19 protein-coding genes are annotated in these 22,064 nt (G+C 52.5%); all 19 read right to left on the bottom strand.

What is annotated here, in order from left to right; translation table 11 throughout:
• Positions 1-38: 38 nt before the first annotated feature.
• Positions 39-1,304: an adenylosuccinate synthase gene (locus DW091_RS02215; protein WP_074617564.1), complete on the bottom strand. Its 1,266-nt coding sequence runs from the start codon at positions 1,302-1,304 to the stop codon at positions 39-41.
• Between the two features lie 352 nt (positions 1,305-1,656).
• Positions 1,657-1,995: a helix-turn-helix transcriptional regulator gene (locus DW091_RS02210; RefSeq protein ID WP_074617563.1), complete on the bottom strand. Its 339-nt coding sequence runs from the start codon at positions 1,993-1,995 to the stop codon at positions 1,657-1,659.
• Positions 1,996-2,443: 448 nt separating this feature from the next.
• Positions 2,444-3,037 (bottom strand): D-Ala-D-Ala carboxypeptidase family metallohydrolase, encoded by a 594-nt coding sequence (locus tag DW091_RS02205; protein WP_118517277.1) that lies wholly within the window; start codon positions 3,035-3,037, stop codon positions 2,444-2,446.
• 77 nt (positions 3,038-3,114) lie between these two features.
• On the bottom strand, positions 3,115-3,345 hold the full coding sequence (locus DW091_RS02200; protein WP_118517276.1) for a DUF2922 domain-containing protein: 231 nt from the start codon (positions 3,343-3,345) through the stop codon (positions 3,115-3,117).
• Between the two features lie 61 nt (positions 3,346-3,406).
• Positions 3,407-3,631, bottom strand: coding sequence for a hypothetical protein (locus tag DW091_RS02195; protein ID WP_013382142.1), 225 nt, complete (start codon positions 3,629-3,631; stop codon positions 3,407-3,409).
• Positions 3,632-3,720: 89 nt separating this feature from the next.
• Positions 3,721-4,350: a sigma-70 family RNA polymerase sigma factor gene (locus DW091_RS02190; protein ID WP_058693511.1), complete on the bottom strand. Its 630-nt coding sequence runs from the start codon at positions 4,348-4,350 to the stop codon at positions 3,721-3,723.
• 9 nt (positions 4,351-4,359) lie between these two features.
• Positions 4,360-4,560, bottom strand: coding sequence for a hypothetical protein (locus DW091_RS02185; protein ID WP_058693510.1), 201 nt, complete (start codon positions 4,558-4,560; stop codon positions 4,360-4,362).
• Positions 4,557-5,180: a restriction endonuclease subunit S gene (locus tag DW091_RS02180; RefSeq protein ID WP_118517275.1), complete on the bottom strand. Its 624-nt coding sequence runs from the start codon at positions 5,178-5,180 to the stop codon at positions 4,557-4,559. The genes DW091_RS02185 and DW091_RS02180 overlap by 4 nt, the downstream gene beginning before the upstream one ends.
• Positions 5,177-5,647, bottom strand: coding sequence for a phage antirepressor KilAC domain-containing protein (locus tag DW091_RS02175; RefSeq protein ID WP_118517274.1), 471 nt, complete (start codon positions 5,645-5,647; stop codon positions 5,177-5,179). Before DW091_RS02175 ends, DW091_RS02180 begins: the two co-directional genes overlap by 4 nt.
• A 132-nt stretch (positions 5,648-5,779) precedes the next feature.
• Positions 5,780-6,307: a hypothetical protein gene (locus DW091_RS02170; RefSeq protein ID WP_118517273.1), complete on the bottom strand. Its 528-nt coding sequence runs from the start codon at positions 6,305-6,307 to the stop codon at positions 5,780-5,782.
• Between the two features lie 263 nt (positions 6,308-6,570).
• The gene (gene secA, locus DW091_RS02165; RefSeq protein ID WP_118517272.1) at positions 6,571-8,907 is read right to left on the bottom strand and encodes a preprotein translocase subunit SecA; all 2,337 of its coding nucleotides are present in this window, start codon (positions 8,905-8,907) and stop codon (positions 6,571-6,573) included.
• Positions 8,908-8,946: 39 nt separating this feature from the next.
• Positions 8,947-9,828, bottom strand: coding sequence for a leucine-rich repeat domain-containing protein (locus DW091_RS02160; RefSeq protein WP_224168725.1), 882 nt, complete (start codon positions 9,826-9,828; stop codon positions 8,947-8,949).
• Between the two features lie 105 nt (positions 9,829-9,933).
• On the bottom strand, positions 9,934-10,821 hold the full coding sequence (locus DW091_RS02155) for an ECF transporter S component (RefSeq protein ID WP_118517270.1): 888 nt from the start codon (positions 10,819-10,821) through the stop codon (positions 9,934-9,936).
• Complete coding sequence (locus DW091_RS02150; RefSeq protein WP_118517269.1) at positions 10,800-12,494, bottom strand: ABC transporter ATP-binding protein; 1,695 nt, start codon at positions 12,492-12,494, stop codon at positions 10,800-10,802. Before DW091_RS02150 ends, DW091_RS02155 begins: the two co-directional genes overlap by 22 nt.
• A gap of 34 nt (positions 12,495-12,528) precedes the next feature.
• Positions 12,529-14,616 carry a leucine-rich repeat domain-containing protein gene (locus tag DW091_RS02145; protein ID WP_118517268.1) on the bottom strand — a complete coding sequence of 696 codons (2,088 nt, stop codon included), beginning with the start codon at positions 14,614-14,616 and terminating at the stop codon, positions 12,529-12,531.
• On the bottom strand, positions 14,613-15,551 hold the full coding sequence (locus DW091_RS02140; RefSeq protein ID WP_013382153.1) for an energy-coupling factor transporter transmembrane component T: 939 nt from the start codon (positions 15,549-15,551) through the stop codon (positions 14,613-14,615). Before DW091_RS02140 ends, DW091_RS02145 begins: the two co-directional genes overlap by 4 nt.
• A 344-nt stretch (positions 15,552-15,895) precedes the next feature.
• On the bottom strand, positions 15,896-16,990 hold the full coding sequence (locus DW091_RS02135; RefSeq protein ID WP_118517267.1) for a DUF4430 domain-containing protein: 1,095 nt from the start codon (positions 16,988-16,990) through the stop codon (positions 15,896-15,898).
• 32 nt (positions 16,991-17,022) lie between these two features.
• Positions 17,023-17,964, bottom strand: a complete 942-nt coding sequence (locus DW091_RS02130) for an ECF transporter S component (RefSeq protein ID WP_118517266.1) — start codon at positions 17,962-17,964, stop codon at positions 17,023-17,025.
• Positions 17,961-21,974, bottom strand: a complete 4,014-nt coding sequence (locus DW091_RS02125; RefSeq protein ID WP_118517265.1) for an Ig-like domain-containing protein — start codon at positions 21,972-21,974, stop codon at positions 17,961-17,963. The genes DW091_RS02130 and DW091_RS02125 overlap by 4 nt, the downstream gene beginning before the upstream one ends.
• Positions 21,975-22,064: the final 90 nt, after the last annotated feature.

Below are 22,064 nucleotides of genomic sequence, written 5' to 3'. Positions count from 1 at the left end.
TGCAGGCAGCATTATCCTCTTTAAATTATTTCGTTTCCCTAAACAGCTAACTCTTCGCGATCTGGGCCAACGCCGACGTAACCAACTGTGGTTCCGACCAGCTCTTCAATTGTCTTAATGTATTTTTTCGCATTTTCCGGCAAATCTTCAATCTTCCGGATTTCTTTGGTGGAACACATCCAGCCCGGCAGGGTTTCGTAAACCGGCTTTACACGTTCCAGCTCTTCGGTGTTCGGGAAATAGTCAATGACCTCACCATCCAGCTCATAGGCAATACACACCTTAATTTGCGGAAGGTTATCCAACTTATCAATTTTACACAATGCCAAAGTATCAAATCCGTTGATTAAATTTGTATATTTAAGCACCGGAATATCTAACCAGCCCAGACGTCTGGAGCGTCCTGTTCTGGCGCCAAATTCGTCATCCGGCTGATCACCGGTTCCCCTTATCAGGTCGATGTCTCCCTCAAATTCCTCTGTCGGGAAGGGGCCTGCCCCCACAGCGCTCGAAAAGGCCTTGGCCACACCGATGACACGATCAATTTTTTTGGCTGAGAAGCCGCCGCTTACCGCCGCATAAGCCGCTGTGGGGTTGGAGGATGTCACATAGGGGTAAATGCCCAGGTCAATATCCTTCATGGCTGCCAGCTGGCCTTCAAATAATATATTCTTACCAGCGTCAATATAACGGTGCAGGTAACGGATCGGGTCCACAATCATGGCTGCAAAGCGTTCTGCCCATTGCTCACATTTTTCATAGAGAAAATCAACGGTATAATTTTCAGCGCCGTAAGCCCGCATCTGGTTGTTGATGACCGGGACAATGGCCTCCAGCTTCTTTCTGGCAGAATCCAGATTGAGTAAATCCTCAAAACGCAAGTTTTTACGCAGAGCTTTATAGGAATAAGCCTGGCCAATCCCGCGTTTGGTGGTACCGATACCGCCAGATGCTTCCATCAGCTCATCCAGCTTCTGATGATAGGGCATCAGGATATGGGCCTTACCGGATATTTTCAACCCGCTCATTCCGACGCCGGCATCTTCAATCTGCTTGATTTCATCTTCCAGAACATCCGGATTCACCACTGTACCTGTACCGATTAAGCACTCGCCGCCTTCATTAAAGATACCGCTTGGAATCAGATGCAGCTTGAACACGCCGTGCTCGTTGATGACCGTATGGCCGGCGTTATCCCCGCCCTGGAAACGGACGATCAGATCACAGTCCTTTGACAGGTAGTCAATCATTTTGCCTTTACCTTCGTCGCCCCACTGTGCTCCAACTAATACAGAAATTGACATTGTATCATTCCTTCCTCAATATAAGAAGCAGTTCCTTATATCATTCGATTCATTTGCATATTCATACATTTTTTATGCATCTCTTTTGAGACCGCACATATTATACCACATAATTTTTTCCTTGTCTCTAAAAACCTCTCAAAATCTGAGCCTTAAGACAATTTTGAAAACATTTAATATGGCCGGAAGGCCATTTGCCCACGATTTTTTTGAAAACGGGCACTGCATAGTTATTTATGAACCGGCCGGGCCGGCGGTTCCATCTGGCTACCTATTTATATGTGCCATAAAATATGCGCCATAAAAAAGGAGGCTGTGGTTTCACAGCCTCTTACACGTTGTCTCTTCCCCTCTACTCCACCGGATCGTGGCTTAAAAGAAACAATGTCAGGATTTCTTCCGCATAGCTGCCCTTTTCTTTTGGGCAACGTTCCAGCAGCTCCAGTACCTCGGAATATCTGGCGCCCATGTATTCCTTGGGCCCATAGAGAATGGCGTCTGCCGACATTTTTAAAACATGGCAGAAACGGTTCAGGCTTTTTAAGGAAAAGCCCTTGGTGCCCAGCTCGATATCGGCTAAAAAGGTCGGCGTGATGTCAACCTTTCTGGCCAGCTCGTCACGGGACATATTCAGAAACGTTCTCTGTTTGCGGATACGCAGGCCCATGGCCTTGTAATCTAGCTCTTGCATTTAATTTCCCCCTCTTCTCTCTCTAAAGGTAAAGGCTTTGAAATAAAAAACATAGCAGACGCGACAGGAGCGAATGAGCAAAAGCTATCCATTATCCGTCCGTCCTTTCGGAAAATAAAAACTGCGCATGGCAGCTACCCACACACAGTTAAGAAAGTTCAAGAAAAAACTCAACAATAACACAAAATTAAGAACAGCTATTGAATAAAGAAAGAAAATAGCATATAATTAACTTTGCGGTACTCCTCAGGAGGTGTGGTGCCCAGACACCGCATTGCCGTATTGTGGTAGTGACACAGTACGGATGCCGCAATTTTTATTTCTATACTCTTTATTATAGAATAGATTGAAATAATATGCAATTCTTATTTGTTTTTTCAGGCTAATAGTTTTTTTCGTATGCTATTTTATCTTTCAGCGTTTTACTGTTCTTGATTCCCTCCTCTCCTCAACGCCAGATTTCGCAGTGGTCAAACTGCTGATCCGGGTACTCGATGACTCCAAGCCCCAGCGCCCGGGCCGCGGCGGCCACCTCGTCATAGGGCACGCCGGGACAGTACAGGTCGGCCGCATGACCGGACAGGTGCCAGGAGGCCGCAATGCCGCCTACCTCCGCATTGCGCCTTTCACAGCGAACGCCTGAGGTGATGATGATGGGCTGGTCAAAATAACACCGCAGCGCCTCGATTTTCTCTAAAAGCTCTTGGTCCATGGCTGCGGGCCAGCCGTCACAGTAGCCCGCGCAGTCACAGGCATACTCGTCCATGAGAAAGTGGGCCGAGGCCCAGGGGCCGTCGGTGAGGATGGGGTCCTCGGGCAGGGGGTGGTCGATGACAGCCCCGTCCTGAGGCGTTTCCTGTGGATCCGGCGCTGGTACGGCTGGTTCTGGCGCCTGCGGCTCTGTTTCCGAAGCTGATGGCTGCGGCGCTTTATCCGGTACCTCCTCCAGCGCAAAGCCCAGCCCTGTGAGAAAAACGCAGGAAATCAGGATCAGAATTGAGAGGATTAATCTTCGGCTGATGGTTTTATAAAAATTTTTCATTTGGGTTCTCCCTTCTTGAATGCGTGGATGGCGGATCCTCAACGATCCACTAAAAAAAGGGGGCTTTCGCCCCCTTTTTACTCAACGGCTACGTCGGTAGTGGTGGTGTCCACGCGCTTGGCGCCGGACAGCTTGGCGAGGGCGAAGCCGTCGGGCTGGAAGATGTTGTCGGCTACGATGCCGGCCGCCGCTGTTTGTATCTCCGCATCGGTGATGCCCTCTCGGTAGTCTGGGATGGTCATTCGGTACTCTTTGCCGCTTTCGGTGGTAAAAATCAGGTTCAGGTCTTTTTTTGTGGTTATTGCCATGGTTTATCTCCTTTTCTTATCCTTGCTTTTATCTGTTTTCGGCTGCTGTGTGCTTTCTTTTTTACTCGGTTTTTGTAATGTCGCTGGCGGTGATGCGCTCACAGCCCTCGCCAATGGGCTCCTGCATGGAAATGATGTGCCCGTAGGCACTGTCCAGCTGTTCCTTGGTGGCGTCGTGCCTGACGTCGCCGTAGGTTTTGCTTCCGCGTTCAATTTTTCCTTCTTTTTCGCCATAGTTTACCTTTACTTTGAGTTTTGTGTCTTTCAGGTTTTCTTCGACTGCCATGTGTATTTCTCCTTTTTGGGTTTGTATTTTGTGTGGCGTTTTGCCCTACACTATATACATACTTTTTTTTTTGAAAATATCAACGCTTTTCACAAAACTTTTTTTATTTTTTTTAAGGCGCGGTCGCGGCGCTGGTTTACCGCCTGGGGACTGATGCCTTCTGTTTCGGCGATTTCGGTCTGGGTCATGCCCTCGTAGTAGTGCTTTTCCAGCACGCTGCGGTAGCTGGGACTTAAGCGGCTCAGCCCCCTGGCGAGCTTTTTCCGGCTCGCGCTTTTTTCCTCGCGCTGGATATAATCGGCCTCGAGGTTTGTCGCTTTATCGGGCAGCACCTCGGCATAGGTCAGGCCCTGTCTCCCCGGCACCTGATCGTCAAGGGTTGTATCGGGTTTGACGGAATGGTTAAACTGGCCGTGCTGCCACTTTCTGTAATACTGGCGCAGGTGCGCCTGGATAAAGGCGTTAAAGCTGGCGCCACGCCTGGGGTCAAACTTTTTCAGGCCCTCCATAAAGGCGATGACGCCGTCCTGAAAGGCGTCCTCGAACTGGTCGTCATGGATCCCTGAGCGGCTGAGGGTGGCCAGTATCAGCGGCCTGAAGGCCATGACCAGCAGCTGGCCCGCGGTACTGCCGCTTTCTCTTTCCGGGCTGCCGTCCGGATATTCCTGCCCGTTTTTACAGGTTTTTACCAAATCGTCAATCACCTTGTAGTTACTCAAATAAGCCTCCTATTCGTCCTCATAGACGTCTGTAATCTCAAGCACAATGCCGGGAAAGCGGTCCTCGACGGCGGCGCTGAGGTCGTTGAACAGGTCCTCGGCTTCCTCGGCGCTGCGGGCGTAAAAGCCGGCTTTCATAAGACATTCGGCCTCGACCATGTAGCTTCTTTTTCTGCGGACCAGACTGGGTCCGGTGCCGTATCGGTTCATGTGGTTTCTCCTTTCTGCTTTGCCTCTCTCGCGGCCCACATGGCGTTAAAGGCGGCCACGCTGTCACCGGGATACAGGGCCTGGATGGCGGCTTTCTCGGATTCGGTGAGCGGCGGGAGCAGGTTAAAGCCGTGGATGCTGTGGGTATTGGGCGGCTCCTCCTGATTATAATAGAACAGAGACGCCTGTTTAGGGTTTATATTATTTATATACGGTTGCGCCCCGTGTCCGCTTTCTGTAGCGGTTTGTGTCCATACGAGCGTCGGCTCCTGACGCTCTCCGGCGGCGATGCTGGCCGGGGCCAGGCCTTTGTCAAAGGGGATCAGGCGGTATTGTCCCGCCCGGTTTCCCGCGTCGGGGGTGTACGTCACGCGCTGCTTCCGGATCAGCGTCTGCCTTTGTGTCCAGAGGGCCTGGCGGTTTTTAAAGCCAAGGGCGTCCTGAAACAGCTTGTTGGGCACCCGGAATTCCACCGGCCAGTACCAGAAGCCGTCGGCGCCCTTTATGGCGGCGCGGTTATTAAAGTACATGAGGTAATGCCAGAAGGCCTGGAGCAGAGGGCTCAGGCGCTGCTGCTCCATCCAGCGGAAAAAGGCGAGCAACTCGGTCAGGTAGTTCATGCGGACGCCGCCTCCTTTTTAAGCCTGTCCGCAAAATAGATGCAGCCGGCCGGCGTCAGATAAAGCCTGCGCCCCGGACAGGCTGCTGTCTGGTTTCCGATTCTGAGGATTCCCATGGCCGCCGCCCTTTGGCTCACCTGGTTTAAGGTGCCGGGCGCATTCTTTCTCAGGTAGCCTCTGGCGCGCAGCCAGCGGAAAAAATCGTGCTTGCTTATGATGATGCCCTCTGCCTTCATCCTTCTTAAAAAGGCGCTGGTCTCGGTAAGCGGCTCCATGCCCAGACACCACTGCCCGGGGTTTCTTTCCGGATTGGCGGCCAGGTGGATATCCACCACGATGTGCCCGGCGGCCCCACCAAGCGTGAGCTGTGCCGGGGCCTGGAATTTTTGGGCGCACGAAGCACACCTGCCTGCCCCTGCTTTTTTTGCCGTATCCCTGTTTCTTTCGCGCATTTGTTTACGATTCATTGTAAACCTCCTGTAAATTAAAATGATTTTGTTTCCGGTACGCTCGGTACCGCTCTTTATCTTACAGGTATCATTCTAAAACAAATTTTTTACTTTTACAAAGCGCGAAAATAGAATTTAATAGTTATTTATTTAACAATATAGATTTTCAAAATAGCGCTTCCGCCACCGGTAAACCGTGGAGTATTCGCCATAAAAGGGCACCTCGTGCCAGGGGCGGCCACGCCTGGGCTGCAGCCGGCCCGGGCTGCGCAGCTCCTCTCTGGTAAAAAGGGTATGCAGCACTTCGACCACAGTGTATAGGAGCACGCGCATCCAGCGCAGGATAAAAAAGGGGAACACCCGCTGGTTACGGTCACATTCCAGGCAGGTTTTGCTGCATACCCAGAAAAGATAGAGGGTTCCGTCCCCGGTTTCAACCTCCTTATAAAAGCCATTGACGATTTTAAGCCGGCCGTCTTTTTCCTTTACGGAAAGGGTTTTTTCCGCAAGCTTACCGCCGCAGTGAATGCAGACATGCTTTTTATGGCCGTGATAAATCCACTCTTTCACAGGCTTTTCGCCGTTCCTGCTCCGGTATCCGGTATCGACCTCCTCAAAATCCCCGGGGTGCTTCGCGATGTACTTTGCCAGTGCCTTTGCCGTAATTCTCTTTTTCATTCTGGACTCCTCTCCATTAGACCAAACAAAAAAACACCAAAAGCTCCAATGAGCCTTCAGTGTTTTTTATTCAGGGTGACAGCAAGTGTCCCTGTTTTTTATTTAATTGTCCTGTTTCCCTATGAACCGCGCCAACTGTTCGGGGAATAATTTTCTTCTTTCAGTACCATTATAACCGTTTTCAATCAATAATGCAATCCTTTTCTGTCGTGCGTAAAAAAGGCCCTCAAGCGTTCTGTAACACGCTTGAGGGCCTTTTGGCGCTAGCTGTCCGCCTGGCAGCGCAGCAGCGCCCTGATGGTGTTTTCCTGGATTTCCTGAACCATTTCGTCGAACATGGCAAAGCCTTCCTTTGTGTATTCTTTTACGGGGTCGTTCTGCCCGTAGCTTCTGAGGCCGATTCCCTGCTTCAACTGGTCCATGTTGTCGATATGGTCCATCCAGGCCATGTCCACGGCTTTTAAGAGCACCTCTCTCTCAAGGGCGTCCCGTGTTTCCCGGCCGATTTTGGCCGAAAGTTTTTCAAGATGGCTGCTGAAAAGACTGCCGAGGGCCTGCTCCAGCGCCTCCCGGCTCTTTAGCGTATCGACAAACTTAAAATCGGTCTCTGGAAAAAAGGATTTGCCCAGGGCCTTTTTCAGTCCCTGGATATCCCAGTGGTCAGCGATGGGATCGCTCATGAAGATGTCCAGCACTGAGGCGAAGATACGCTGCCCCATGGCGAGGATCTGGTCGTGTATATTCTCGCCGTCCAGAACCTGCTGGCGCTGCTTGTAGATGATCTCACGCTGCCGGTTCATCACATTGTCATATTTCAGAACGTTTTTACGGTCGTCAAAATTCTTGCTTTCCATTTTTTTCTGGGCGTTTTCAATGCCCTTTGTCAGGATTCTGCTGGTGATGGCCTCGCCCTCCTGAAGGTCGATGACCTCGCTGAGCTTTTTCATCCGCTCATCGCCGAAGATCCTCAGCAGCGGGTCCTCCAGGGATAAATAAAAGCGGGACTCTCCCGGATCACCCTGACGGCCCGAACGCCCTCTCAGCTGATTGTCGATGCGGCGGCTCTCATGTCTTTCTGTCCCGATCACGTATAAGCCTCCCAGCGCCTGAACCCCTTCGCCCAGGCCAATGTCTGTGCCGCGGCCGGCCATGTTGGTCGAGATGGTGACCGCGCCGGCCTGGCCGGCCTTTGAGATGATCTCAGCCTCCTGCTCATGGTATTTGGCATTGAGCACGGTGTGCTCAATCCCTTCTCTTTGAAGATAGCCGCTGAGGGCCTCGGACTTTTCGATGGACACGGTGCCGATGAGAACCGGCTGGCCCTTTTCATGACGCTTAAGGACGTCCCGGGTCACTGCCTCAAATTTCGCCGCCTCGGTCGCGTAGACCGCGTCCTCATGATCGGTCCGGATCATGGGCTTATTGGTGGGGATGGTGACCACGTTCAGATTGTAAATAGAGGAGAACTCGTCCTCCTCTGTTTTGGCTGTGCCGGTCATGCCCGCGAGCTTATCAAACATACGGAAGTAGTTCTGAAAGGTGACGGTGGCAATGGTCTGTGTCTCGGCGTTGACCGGGACATTTTCCTTGGCCTCGATGGCCTGATGCAGCCCGTCTGAGAACCGGCGGCCCGGCATGGTGCGGCCTGTAAACGCGTCCACAATCACCACTTCCTCGCCGGCCACGATATAATCCCTGTCCCGCTGCATCAGCTTATGGGCGTAAAGCGCCTTGTTAATACAGTGAAAAAGCTCCATGTTGACAATATCGGCAAGGTTGTCCACGCTGAAGAACATCTCTGCCCGCTGGATTCCTTTCTCGGTCAGCTGGACGGCTTTCAGCTTTTCGTCCTTCTCGTAGTCCTCTGGCCCCAGCAGCTTGACAAAGCGGTTGGCCAGGCGGTAGAGTTTGCTCTCGGGGCCGCCCGGCCCCGCGATAATAAGGGGCGTCCGGGCCTCGTCGATGAGCACGCTGTCCACCTCGTCGATGATGGCATAATGGAGGCTCCGCTGAACCTGGCTGTCGAGGCTGAGTGCCATGTTGTCCCGCAGATAGTCAAAGCCGAACTCATTGTTTGTTCCGTAGACCACATCAGCCGCATAGGCAGCTTTCTTTTCCTCCGGCGTCTGCCCGCTGACGACAAGGCCGACCCGCAGGCCCAGATACTCGTGGATCTTCCCCATGAGCTCCCGATCCCGCCTGGCCAGATAATCGTTGACGGTCACCACAAAAACGCCCTTGCCCTCCAGGGCATTGAGGTAGGTGGGCAGGGCCGCCACCAGGGTTTTGCCCTCACCGGTTTTCATCTCGGCGATATTGCCCTCGTGCAGGACGAGCCCGCCGATGAGCTGAACCGGAAAGGGCTTCAGGCCGATGGCCCTGTACGCCGCCTCCCTGACCACCGCAAAGGCCTCGGCGGTCAAATGATCCAGCGGCTCTCCGTCCTTAAGCCTTTTCCGGAACAACGCGGTCTTATCTCTGAGGGCGCTGTCGCTGAGGGCGGCCATTGCGTCCTCCAGGGCCAGGATCCTGTCCGCTGTTTTCTGAAGCCTTTTTACATCACGCCTGGATGGGTCGAAAATCTGATTTAAAGCTGCCAAAATACGTCTCCTTTGTCAATTGTGATTCTTTTTTACCGGTCAGTCTACATACTCGGTTTTATATTGAAATTCTTTGCAGTAGTCGTCAACCTTTGAGTTTCTTTTACAGTGTACCACCGTGTTGCCTCTGTTAAAAAGCCAGTCGCCCATGACCTCGGGATCATGGAGCAGCACCACCTTTTTCAGCCGTGGGCAGCCGTGAAAGGCCCACTTCTCAATACGCCTGACGCTTTCGGGAATATGGATGCTCTCGAGAAACTTGCACTTCAAAAACGCGCTGTCCCCGATGGTCACCAGCCCCTCTGGCAGGGTCAGGGATTGAAAGCAGCAGCCCACAAAGGCTTCCCGGCCGATGATTTTCAGCTCTGGCGGCAGGGTGACCTGCTGCAGCTGCTTGCAGCCATAAAAGGTGCGGAAGGCGATCATCTCGATCTGCCTGGGAATGACCACCGTCTGGAGGCTGTCGCAGTCGATAAAAGCGTTCTCGCCAATTTCCTCAAGGGCTTCTGGCAGCTCAATGGTCTTGAGCGCCCGGCACAGCTTAAAGGTTCTTGGCCGGATTACCCGCAGCTTTTTGGGAAGATTGATCTCACGCAGCTTGCGGCACTCCATAAAGGCTGCCTCGCCGATTTCCCGCACACTGCCCGGCATCTTGACCGCCACCAGTTGTGTACAGCCCCGGAATGCGTTTTCTCCGATGGACATCACCGAGGGCGCAAGCTCCAGCCGGTGGATTTTTGTGATATTCATGCAGGCCTTTGACCCGATGGTGCGGTACTCACCGCCAATGACCAGATGCCTGACCTTATTCTGCCTGGCAATGGCCGTTGTGTAGACGCCCCGGTTTTGGCTGTTCGGCTCAGGGGGCCGCTGTCGGGCACTGCGCTCCCTCTGGTTGGTGCTTTTGATGTTTTCTGCCATTTCATTTCCTTCCTCTGTGTAATGTATATTTTTTATGCCGCTGCGCTGTCTCCAACACCGTACAGCGGCCATGAAAGTGCCTGACACAGGCATGGGGATATTTTTTTAAGATTTACCGGCTGATCCGTTCTCGATCAGGCCGTATTTTACCTTGATCCGTTCCAGCTTTTCGATCAGGGGTCTGGCGCCGAAAAACAGGAAAATGACCGTTGAGCAGGCGTAAATCAGATTAAAGGGCGCACCTGAAAAATATAAGGGCAGCGCCGACCACCAGGTCACCGCACTCTGGTACATGAACACACTGGCCGTATCCATTAAAAAGCCGTAGATAAAGAAAGTGGACAGAAACCCAAAGAGGCAGAGGGGCCCCTTTTTCATCGTTAATCTTCCTTTTTTAAACAAAAGCCCTGCCAGAAACCCGATGATGCCCGTGGCAAACATCTGCCAGGGCGTCCAGGGGCCCTGTGTCAGGAAAAAATTGGAGGCAAACATGGACACTGCCCCCACCAAAAATCCGGATTCGGCGCCAAAACATACCCCTGCCACAATAACGACGGCGATGACAGGCTTAAACTGCGGCAGCATAAAAAACGCCGCGCGCCCCGCCACCGCAATGGCCGCTAAAAGTGCCAATACGACCAGCTCCCGGGCCTGGGGCCTCCGGCCCTCAAATACCATCACAAAGGGCACCATGGAATAAACCATGATCATCATACTGATAAAGAAATACTTGCGGTCCCCGATGCGGATACCGATAAAAATCGTGAGGGGAATGAGCACAAAAATCATCAGCAGCGCCGCCCATGTCCGTTTTGACAGCTTCCTGCTCTCTGGCTTTTCCACCAGGCTGCCATCGGCTGGCGGCACCCAGAGCTCGCGGTCACTCCGGACTGGAGCCGCATCCTCTCTTTTTTTTACCTCATACTTTTCTTTTGGCTTGCCGCCCTCCAGAAAATCATCCAGAAACCGGTCTAAAGATTCATTTGGCAACATGTGATCACATCCTTCACGGTAATGGCATTGTCAAACAAATGCCGGGACAAGCGGTTGGCCGAGGTCGTATAAAAGCTGTTTCCCGAAAAAAAGGCTCTCGGGGTGTTGGCGGTCACAATACTGCCCTCAAAGAACAGGCCGCAGGTGTCGGCGTATTGGGCGCAGAATTCCACATCGTGGGAAACCATCACGATGGTCACCCCATGCTCCTGGAGGCGCTTGAGAATTTCGGCCAGCTCCCGCTTAAAGTGGTTGTCCAGCCCCTTTGTCGGCTCATCCATCAGCAGTATGCGGGGCTTCAGCAGCATGATTTTGGCCAGGGCCAGACGCTGCTGCTCGCCGCCGGAGAGGTCGTAGGGGTGCTGCCCCAGGAGGTGCCCGATATGCATGAGCTCTGCCATTCCCTCAACCGCTGTGCGTTTGTCCATGTCGCTGTCAAATTCGGAGCGCCTGCGCTCATTGGTACCGCCAATGGCCTCAAACAGGTCCAGCTCCACTGTCTTTTTGACAAAAAGGCTCTGGGGATTCTGGGGTAAAACGCCCAGAAAGCCATGAAACAGCTCCTTATCCGAATATTTTCGAACTTCCCTCCCTTCAAGCTTTACCTTTCCCCGGTATGGCCGGTTAATACCTGAAATCAAGGACAGGGTGGTGGTTTTGCCGGTGCCGTTGCCGCCTACCAGGGCATACAGCTGGCCCCGCTTGATCTCCAGTGACAGGTCGCATACCACATCGGGAAGATTTTTATCATACCGGAACCAGACATCTCTCAGCTCGACAACGGTCTCCGCTTCTTTAAAATGGTCTGCCTCAATGGGAATACTCTTTTTCTCGACAGGCTTTCCCTCAAACAGCTCCGACAGCCACTGTCTTCCCTCCCGCACAGTCAGCGGGCAGGGCATTTCATTATCGATTCCGGCGTAAATCTGCATGGGCGCAGGCATGGACAAAAACATATCATGCCCCATGCCCCGCAGTTCTTTTCCGATTTCCCGCGGAAGCCCCTGAGCGATAACCGAACCCTGGTCCATGACAATGACCTTATCCGCGGCTGGAAAAATATCCTCAAGCCGGTGCTCCGTCATGATAATAGTAGTGCCCAGGTCACGGTTAATCTTCTTGACAGTTTCCAAAAAATCAGAAGCCGCAATGGGGTCAAGCTGCGAGGTCGGCTCGTCCAGAATCAGCAGCGACGGGTGCATGGCCATGATGGCCGCCAGGTTTAACAGCTGCTTCTGCCCGCCGGACAGCTCGTTCACATTCCGCCGGAACCATGCCTGAATCCCAAAATAAGAGGCCATTTCCGCCACTCTCAAGCGAATAGTCGGCGTGTCATAGCCCAGGCTCTCAAGCCCAAAGGCCAGCTCATGCCACACCTTATCGGTCACAATCTGATTGTCTGGATTTTGCAGCACAAAGCCAATTTCCGAGCTCTGTGTCCGGATATCCACCTCAGAAAGCGCGCGCCCTTTAAAAAGAATCTCCCCTGTCCGTGTTCCGTGGGGCGTGAGCACTGTTTTAAAATGCCGCAGCAGCGTGCTTTTGCCACAGCCGCTCTTGCCGCACAAAACGACAAAATCCCCGTCATTTATCTCCAAATTGATGCTGCAAAGCGCCGGATTCTCCATCTCCGGATAGGTGAACATCAAATCCCTTATTTCTACTTCTGCCATATCTTTTTAAGCAGCTCTGCTGCTCAAGCCTCCTTTATTTTTTGTACAGTGCTGATACCTTGGTCTTTAGCCCCGCTTCACGGGCCATTTTCAGAGTGACGGAATTTTCCGGGCACTCCAGAACCGTCCGCGACGCAAAGCTCTGAGGCGAGAAATACGTGACGCCGGCACCAGCCTTTACATACTTAATCTTCTTACAGTTTGTAAAAGCATTTTTTTCAATAATTGACACACATTGCGGCAGACAGAACGAAGCCAGCGCCTGGCAGCCGTAAAAGGCATATTCGTTGATCCTCAAAAGCCCGCCGGGCCAGTTGACCTGCTCCAACCGTTCACAATTCTGAAAGCACCCCTGGTCAATGAGTCTGATAGTTTTCGGCAGGTCCACTGCCTTTAAGCGCCTGCAGTCCCGGAAGGCCCGGGCCGGCAGAACAGTGAGCCCCTCTGGCAGCCGGATTCTTTCCAGGCTCCGGCAGTTCGCAAAGCAGCTGTGCTCCAGATGCCTCAGGCTGTCCGGAAGCACCACCTCCTCCAGCGCGTCACAGTTAAAGAACGCGCCCGCCCCGATTGTCTCTGTTCCCTCTGCGATCACGATTTTGCGAAGCCGGCTCTGGCCGGCGTACTGAAAGCTTTCAACCTGCTTTCCGATATGCCGCACCGACGGCTCCACCAGCGCGCCGGGCGGAGGAACGCTGACCACCTGACGGTGGTGCGTGAGCCTTAAGGCTTTCCAGGCTCCGGCATCGGATACCGTGTAGCCCATGCTTTTGAAAAAAGCGATCATTCCCTCCTCCTCTGGCCGGCAAAGCAGCGTGACCGCCTGCATAAGAAAGGGCCTGAGCGCCATGCCGCGGTGCAGATAAAGCGCCTTGACGGCACTGCCTGCAAAAACCTGATTGTCCAGCTCAGCCTTTCCAAGAAAATCGACACGTCTCAGGCGCTTTGTGTCCCGAAAACTGAAGCGCTCAATACACGCCACATTTTCCGGAATAATCAATTCTTCCACAGGGCATCCCTTAAAAGCGCCCTCACTCACGGTTTTCAGACTTTTAGGAAAAGTAACCTCCCCCAGGCTCTTACAATCTGCAAAGGCTTTTTGCCCAATGCACTCCACGCCCTCGCCGATAAGTACTTTTCTGATTTTTTCACGGCCGCAATAGGCTCTTGGCGGTATCTCCCGGATGCCAAAGACCAGCAGAAATGTATCCTTGGGGTAAGTCTCGAATTCGAGTACTGCTGTTTCAGGGCAATGGTACAGATAGAGCGCGAAGCTGTCCTGTTTTCGGCATAATTTAAATCCCCGGGCTTCCATCAGAAGCCGGGAATCCTGATTCCAACGACAAACAACCCGTGCGTTTGAAGGGAAAGCGGCCCGTCCGAATGCAGGGACCCCGCCTTGAAATATTATTTTTGTTAAATGCGCGCAGCCCGCAAAGGCATAGCTGCCGATGGCCAAAAGGGATTTTGGCAAAACCAGACGGCGCAGCCTGCCGCAGTGCAGAAAGGCTCCGTCCCGGATCTGCTCAAGCCCCTCCGGCAGAAACAGCTCTCTAAGCCCGGCGCCGTCAAAGCAGTGGCTCTTCAGGCACTTCACCGTGCCTTTAAAACTCAGCTTTTCCAATCTCTCGCAGCGGTAAAAGGCGTAGACCCCGATAGCTTCAATTTTCCCGCCAAATTCAATGGCTGCCAGAGACCGGCAGTTCCAGAACGCGCCATCCTCAACGCACCGTACAGATCTGAGACCTGTCACAGTTCTGAGCTTAAGGCAATTTTTAAACAGCTCCTTTGAAATAATCCTGAGTCCAGAGGGAAGCCGTACATATTCCAACGACTTACAGCCGCAAAAGGCTTCATCTCCAATGGACTCAACCCCATCGGGCAGCATAATCTCCTCAAGTCCCTCGCAACCCCAGAAGGCCCGCTCATCAATATGTAAAAGCGTTTTGGGCAAGACAATCCTTGTAATATTTTTCATGTCTTTAAAGGCCGATACCTCAATATCCGTAAAGCCGTTTGGAATAACGACCTCACCACTCAAATGGTTGTTGAGCACATAGCTTCTCTGCAAAACAGCCCGGGGCGAGCTCCGCCCAAAGCCAATCTCCACTGTCTGCCGGATCAAATAACCTCAACTCCTTCGTGCCGCGCCTCTGCTTCAGGAATGCGTCTCTTAAGCCACCACCACTTGAACTCAGCCACACCGTCGATAATGACCGGCATCATACAAAAGATAAAATAAAACAGATAGGTGAAAAAGCTGCCCAGTGACAATGGCTGAAGCCCGGACATCTTAATCTGCGGGTTATACTGCGCAAAGGCAAAGCCGTGATACACCCCGGCAATCACACAGGCCAGGACGGCCAGCATAACGACAGAAGCCACTGCGTCACGGCGGTCAAAGCGGTAAATGGAGAAAGCAGTTCTGCCCTTAAGCCCATATCCCCGCGCCTTCATGCTGTCTGCTGTCTCGATGGCGTTTTCCAGCGCCCAGGTAATCATGATTGACAAAATGGTCACCCCGTGCCGGGCCCGCTCAAAGATACTCCCATTGCTCAGATCCCGCCCGATACATTTCTGTCCATTGCTGATCACCTTGATCTCCGCGATAAACTTTGGCACAAAGCGCAGTACCATCGAAAGGATCAGGGACAGGGCGGGAATGATGCGCCCGAATAAAAAGATAAACTTATCCGAGGTCATCACCTTGCTGTAGCAGGAAAACCAGATGAAAACCGTGATCAGCGTTATGCCCATGAATATCCCGTAGACAATGGATTCCATCGTGATGGGGTTGCCGTTGTTAAGATAGAAAAGAATCGTAACGCCATAGTGGTTAAACAGGGGGTTGATCAGCATCACGATGATGATCACCGGCAGGCAGAGCAAGGCGGACTTCAGCGCTTTAAGCCATCCCTTCAGGATGCCTGAATAGACAAAGGCCGCAAAGAGCGATACCAGTAAAAACACTGGGTGAAGGATAAACATGCTAAAAAGAAGCACCGCGACAAAATAACCGAAATTAATGACCGGATGATAACCGGAAAAAGAATCTTCCATATCGATCTCCCCTCGATTGTTATAATATAATCCTTGGCGGAAGCGGAGGTGGCTCGCTCCCGCCGCCTGTCATCACATCCTTTGTTCTTATTTGTGTAATAATTAAGAACGATGGTTTCTGAATGAAGCGGTGCAGGCGCGCGCCCGAATGCTGCCCGTACGATTTCACCGCTTCACCCAACATAGAAAAGATAGGGATGACAAGACACTTAAAAGAGCCGTTGTATGCGAAAGCTCCTCTAAGCGCCTTTTTAAAAGCTTGCAAAGAAGCCCTTAAAAAAGCGCTCAGCTAAAAGCTGGCGACAGAGGGGCGGCCTGTCCCCTCCGTCACCTGTTTTATGGTTTTACCACATGCTGTTATCGCCAACGTCACGGCCAAGATCACAGGTATAAACCCAATTGATCACATCGCCGTTTTCGACGGTATACTGGCTGCACCCATAGTTCGGGAACCAGCCGTTGACGTTATACATCCATCCAGAGAGCTCGCCACAGTCAAACTCATAGAGCTGATTGATACCTTCCACGTAGGCCGAATTATAAGCCGGCGTAAAGCTGGATTCCATATGAATACCATTGTCGCGGCATACCCGCTGCAGCACATCATGGACACTTTCTCCCTCATTAAACTGAACCGTCGTTGGTTTTAAAATCCAACCATCTGAAGGCACAAAGCTTTCTTTACCGCTTTTTAGATTGCCCATGTTGTTAAGAATGGTCGAACAGCTGATGGAAATGGTACAGCTGCTGCCGCCTGAGCTTCCAGAACCAGTATTTCCGCTGTCACCCGGTGTTGTTCCGTCAGGATTTCCAGCAGACGTTGTGGGAACCGGCGCGATGGTTTTCCCGGCTACGATATAATAATCCCCGCCAGTTTCCACGATGTTCACTGTCATCTTTGTGGTTTCTGCGCTGTTGTCAAAGGTCACATTACTCATTTTTGCCGGCTGCCCGTTGTTCAGCTTGCAGAAAACAGCCGAATCTGCATCCCATTTTTCCGGCAGCGTAATGGTGAGCTGGGGCACGGTGATGAGCCCCTTATTGCCCGTCAGGGTGATGCCGAGGCCGTAGGTGGCGTCGCCGGCCGCTGCCTTGACATTGTTGAGTGTATTCCCCTCTGTCGTAAAATCGACCTTGAGGTTCTGATCCTCCGGATTGTGAATATCCTTGCCGTTAAAGCTCCAGCTGTACTGGATTCCGCTCATGGTGCTGCCATCAAAGGTCACCACCTTGTCCTGCCCCTGTATGGAGCGGAACTGCGCGGCTGTCACAACGCCATTTTCCGGCAGCGGGTTTGTATCTGCCAGCTGAACCACCTCTTCATCAGAGCCGCCCTCTGTCAGCCCGCTGATGGGGTCCTTGCACCCTGCCAGCGTGAGCACGGCCAGCAAAAGCATTGCCAATAATAAAACGCCCTTTTTCTGAATACCTCTTTTCATTTTTTCTCCCTTTCTTTTATTGTTTTCGGCCTTTAATGATACAGGCCGAATTTAATCTTTACCCGTTCCAGCTTCTCAATCATCACCGGCCCAAGCAGCGCTCCAAAGAAGGCGGTGCCCAGACCATGTACCGCGTCGTAGGGCGCGCCGGAAATATAGAGCAGCTTCATGGAGCCCCAGTCAAGGCCCACGCCAGAGCCGGAAACCCCGGCCGACATAACCAGCGCGGCGATGTTCATGATACCGCCGTAGATGATAAAGGTGGCCAGAAAGCCAAAGACCGCCAGCGTCAGCCGGTCCACGGGCAGGCGGCGGCGCTGGAGCAGCACCCCGGCCAGCAGGCCAATGGCCCCAAAGCCGTAAAGCCACCAGCCCACAAAGGGCCCCTGGGCGTCTGAGACAATCCAGATGCCAAAGCCCAGCGCCAGCGATACCACAATACAGATGAGCGGCCCCATGACCACCTTAAAATCGACTTCCTTTTTTGAGAACTCCTGATCCCTGTTAAAGCAGAGCCCGCCGAGAAAGCCAAGAAGCCCCCAGCAAAACATCTGCCAGGGCGTCCAAGGTCCCTGACTGGCAAACATATTGATGACCAGCCTTGCCATAGCTCCTGTCAAAAAGCCCTCCTCAGGCCCCAGGCATATTCCTGCAATGATCACCAGCGCTGTTCCCGCCTGAAATGGTCCCAGCATGAAAAACGCCAGATTCCCGCAGGCCGCAATGGCCGCCATCACAGCGATCACAACAATCTCCCGCGCGTCGGGCCGGCGCCTCTCAAACCGCATGACAAAGGGAATGGCTGTGTAGAGAATAATCAGCAGACTGATAAACAGGTATCTCCGGTCATCCAGAAACCGGATGCCAAACCAGATGGTCAGGGGGATCAGCAGAAAGATGATCATCGCTGAGACAAGGGTCCGTTTTCTTTTTGCCGTTTGTGTGCGGATATCCGCAGCTGCTTTATCCATCATGGCTTCTTAACCAGCTTCGGCCAGAGCGCGCATCCCGTAATATACAGTGCCGCCATGGCAGCTGCCGTACATCCCAGGACAACCGCGGCCTTTTTCAGCTGCTCCTTACCCGACGGCGTTTTGGACACACTTCTGCTGTATGGCAGCATGGCCCCGTCAAAATCCCAGGGCTTAAATTCATCCTCAGCCTTACTGGCCGTCTTTCCAGAGGCTCTGGCGGTCATACCATCGCTGCCTGCTTTACTGCCTTTCTGCATTCCCAGGCGTCCCTCCACGGGCGCCGCCTCTCTGACAGGCTCCGAGGTGCCGGTCAGAGCCATAAGATGCCCCCGGTCATTCCGGTAATAGATGGTTCCGTCCGCGTCACAGTTGAGACTGGTGGTGGTATATTCCTGCTCATCACCCGGGGCGCGGTAGATCACCTCGGCCTGCGGCGTGGTGTTGCCTGCCCAGTCCTTTACCCGGACAATGGCGCCGTCGTGATTGTTTACCGTGATATAGAGGTAAACTGTCTGCTGGCCGTCAGCCGTATAAGCTGTTGTAAGCAGTGGTGAGGCCTTGGACGGGCCGCCGATATCTGTCTGATAGATCATGCTGAGAGAACCCGCATCCAGAACCGCCAGCTTTCCATTTTCCGTATTGCCCTGGTCAATGACCGTGGCCTTGTTATAATCCTCCTCATGGCCCGAGCCATTCGCCTTCTGAGTGGTGACATACACACGGCCATTGTAAACCACCGGCGATGTGGTTGACGCTGCCGGAAGTTCGGCAATTTTAGCCCCTGTGTAGTGCCCGTCACTGGTAACACCGAGCTTAAAGACCTTCCCGCCGCCAGTGATCCCGTTGGCGGTGGCGCCGCCGCCCGCTGTAAAATAAAGGGCGCTGGTTCCGGCGTCATAGGCAATACACGAACGGATAACGCCGCCAGTGGCGTACCGGTCGATGAGCGCCCCCGTCGATTTGTTACGGGACTGCACCACGCCAGAGTCCCCTCCAAAGATTACCGCGTCGCCAACCACCGTGGCGCCGCTCCAGTAATAGCCGCCGTCATCGTCCGAAACCCACCGCGCACGCCGGATACCGTTGGTCTGGTAAATTTCGCCGTTACTCGTGGTGTCTATACAGAAAAAGGTTCCCTTGTTCGTCGAACCGCTCCAGGTACCTGAGTAGATAAAGCCATCGGCATAGGTAACCTGGCAGTTGCTCTGCCCGCCAAAGCTTTCGGTGCGCCAGAGCGAATCCAGGGTATCGGCGTTAAAGGCCTCAATGGTACCCTCTTCCTCTGGCACGAAGATCATGCCGTCGCCGTAGGTGGCATAGGAGAAAAACTCGACTTCTTTCGCGAGCTTTGCCTCTTTGACAATAGCGCCGGTGTTTTTATCCAGCTTGTAGAGCTTGTTGTTCTGGGTAGCGACAAAAATATAGTTGTCCACCACCAGCGGGGTGCCGGCAGTCATCTGCTTGCCCCCTGTGTTGATGTCGCTGTTTATCCACTTTTCGGTCAGGTTGTTTCCCGCGTTTGGCAGGCTGGCGTCCACAATGGCCATGTTGCTGTTGTTCTTCCTGAAGGTTGGCCAGTAGCTCTCAAAATCCACATAGCGGTTCATCTTTACCGTCACCGTGCACTGGTTTTTAATGCCGCACACCTCAGCGGTAATCACTGCCGTCCCCTTGACATGCCCGGTGACAATGCCCTTATCATCCACACTGGCCACGGACGGGTCCGAGGAGGTATAGGTCAGTCTGTTTTTATCCGTTGTATCATAGGGCTTAAAGCTCAACACGCTCAGTTCAAAGCTGGGATTTGCAATATCCAGTAAAAGCGTTTTTTCTGTATCACTCAGCACAAAGCTCTCAACGGCGACGCGGCTGTCGGATACCACTGTAAAGGTCGAAAAAGCGTCTGTCGAAAAGCTGAAGCGCTTATTCTGAGCATCGTAGGTGACCAGGGCATTCCCCTTTTCATCTACAAAACCGATGCGCTCGCCGTTATGCAGGAGGGTCAGCTGGCCGTGCTCGCCAAGCCCCGGCGCCGTGTAACCGCCGGAGGGCATCGTGATTTTAAAGCTCTTGCCCTGGGTATCATATTCCGGTATGGCGTCCGCGCTTTCGGCAGCGGCAAAGTCCCTCAGCCTGATTTCATACTGGCTCTCAACGGCCGGCTCCAGATACTGGGCGTCCGCCTCGAGGGCAGCCCGCTGCTCTGCTGTGACCTCAACCGCCTGCGCCACCACCTGCACGGTCCAGGGCAGGGTCAGGGAACGCCCTTTAACGGTAACGTCGTTATCCGATGCGTTGGTCACCGTTAAGGCACCCGTCACCTTTTTCATTTTCTTTTCAGCCTGATCATAGATTTCCTGATCCTGGGTCAAGAAGCCATCGTAATCGCCTATGGCATTCAGCGCTTTTTCGGCTTGAACCAGATCAAAAAGACTTTGGTCGTCGGGTTTTCCACCGCTGTCGATGACGGCCTGAACCGCATCTGCCGCAGGCTCGCATATCGCCACCACCCGAGACAGCACCTTGCTGTAGCCGCTGTTAATGGCGACCTGTATATTGGCATCCTGTTCTGGTGTTAAAAGGGACTGCTGCGCGCTTGTCAGGTTATTATAGGCATTCTCAACCACTTTAACCTCATCCAGAGACGGACTGGCATTGGTGTTCAGAATCGCCGCCAGCCGAACCACTTCCTTGGCCGCGGCAATGTCCTCATCGGTAATGTCCGGCGGATCGACCGGGTCGTCCTCTGTGACGGTAACCCGGCACTCCGCGGTAAAGCTGCCCACCTGCGCCGTGATCACGGCCTCACCCTTGGCCACCGCTGTAATACGGCCATTTCCGTCCACTGCCGCCACCTGTTCATTGTCCGAACGCCAGGTAACGGTTTTGTCATCCGTCGTATCTGCCGGGCAATAGCTGACCTTGAGCGCAGTGGTCTTACCCTTGCCCAGGCTTACTTCAGATTGATTCAGGCTGATGCTCTGCAGCGGCTTTTCGGCGCTCTCCTCACTTACAGTGACCTCACAGCTGGCGGTGAAATCGCCGAGGGTGGCGGTGATGGTGGCGGTGCCAACGCCAGTAGCATACACAATTCCTCCATCAACATATACTATGCTTTCATCACTACTGCTCCATACTACCCCTTGTTCTACCCTGCAATCTTCAGGATCATAGATCACCTGAAGTTCTCCCTCCGTTTCATATTGGAGATTCATTTTTTCCTGGTTCAGTCTAATTCCCTGTAAATTCCGTGCATCTACAGCTGTTTTTAAATACGCAAGAGCACTGTCTACGCTTGATTGATCCAATGTTAAATCCTGGATAATCTTCATAGCATTATCATAAGCATCCTGAATGTGTTGGATAGATAAAAGCACATCTTTATCTGCCCGTCCGTTAAACTCTGCAATGTACTTCGTTAACGCATCTCTGTTTGCAATAAATATTCCACTGCCATCATATTTATCACCCACATCTTTCCCTGTTCCCCAGAGCGTAAATTGATATCGGACAACGTCGCCATCCTTTGGAATATAATATCCCATTCCCTGTTGTGGAAATGTATTATTTACCATGTACATCCAACCAGATTTTTCAGAATAAGAGAATTCTCCAAGCCCTGGGTAATGTTTATTGCCGTCATTTTGCTCATTTGTTACCCGGTAACCACTCATTTCCTGAATATACATAGGTATATCCAAGACACCAGCATCTGCATTTTTTATAACTGCCAGGTAAAAACCATATGAGGAATTTTCTTTTGTCTCGTAAGCATCTGGTCCGCCCAAAACACGGTCCAATAAATCTGCCCCTGTATCCCCCGCATAGATCGGAACTTCCTCCGGCTCAATAAAATATCCTTGCCCCAGAGTAAAACGCTCAACACTTACTGTTACTGTTCCAACCGGCGCGTCCGCTTTTACGGTGGCCGTATTTACAAAACACGACAGTATTAATACGATGCATCCAATTGTAAAAGCTTTAAATATATTCCTTTTTATGTTTTCCATTTTCTCTCCTCATACAACAATTCTTTATAGTAAGGGTATTCGTTACTGCTCCCTGTTACCAGGAAGCAGGGGCTTACACCCTTTATTTAT

Source organism: Eubacterium sp. AM05-23, from assembly GCF_003477535.1.
GTDB classification, from domain to species: domain Bacteria; phylum Bacillota; class Clostridia; order Eubacteriales; family Eubacteriaceae; genus Eubacterium; species Eubacterium maltosivorans.
Note: the sequence above shows the minus strand (reverse complement) of the source record. Positions and strands in the feature narration are given on the sequence as shown.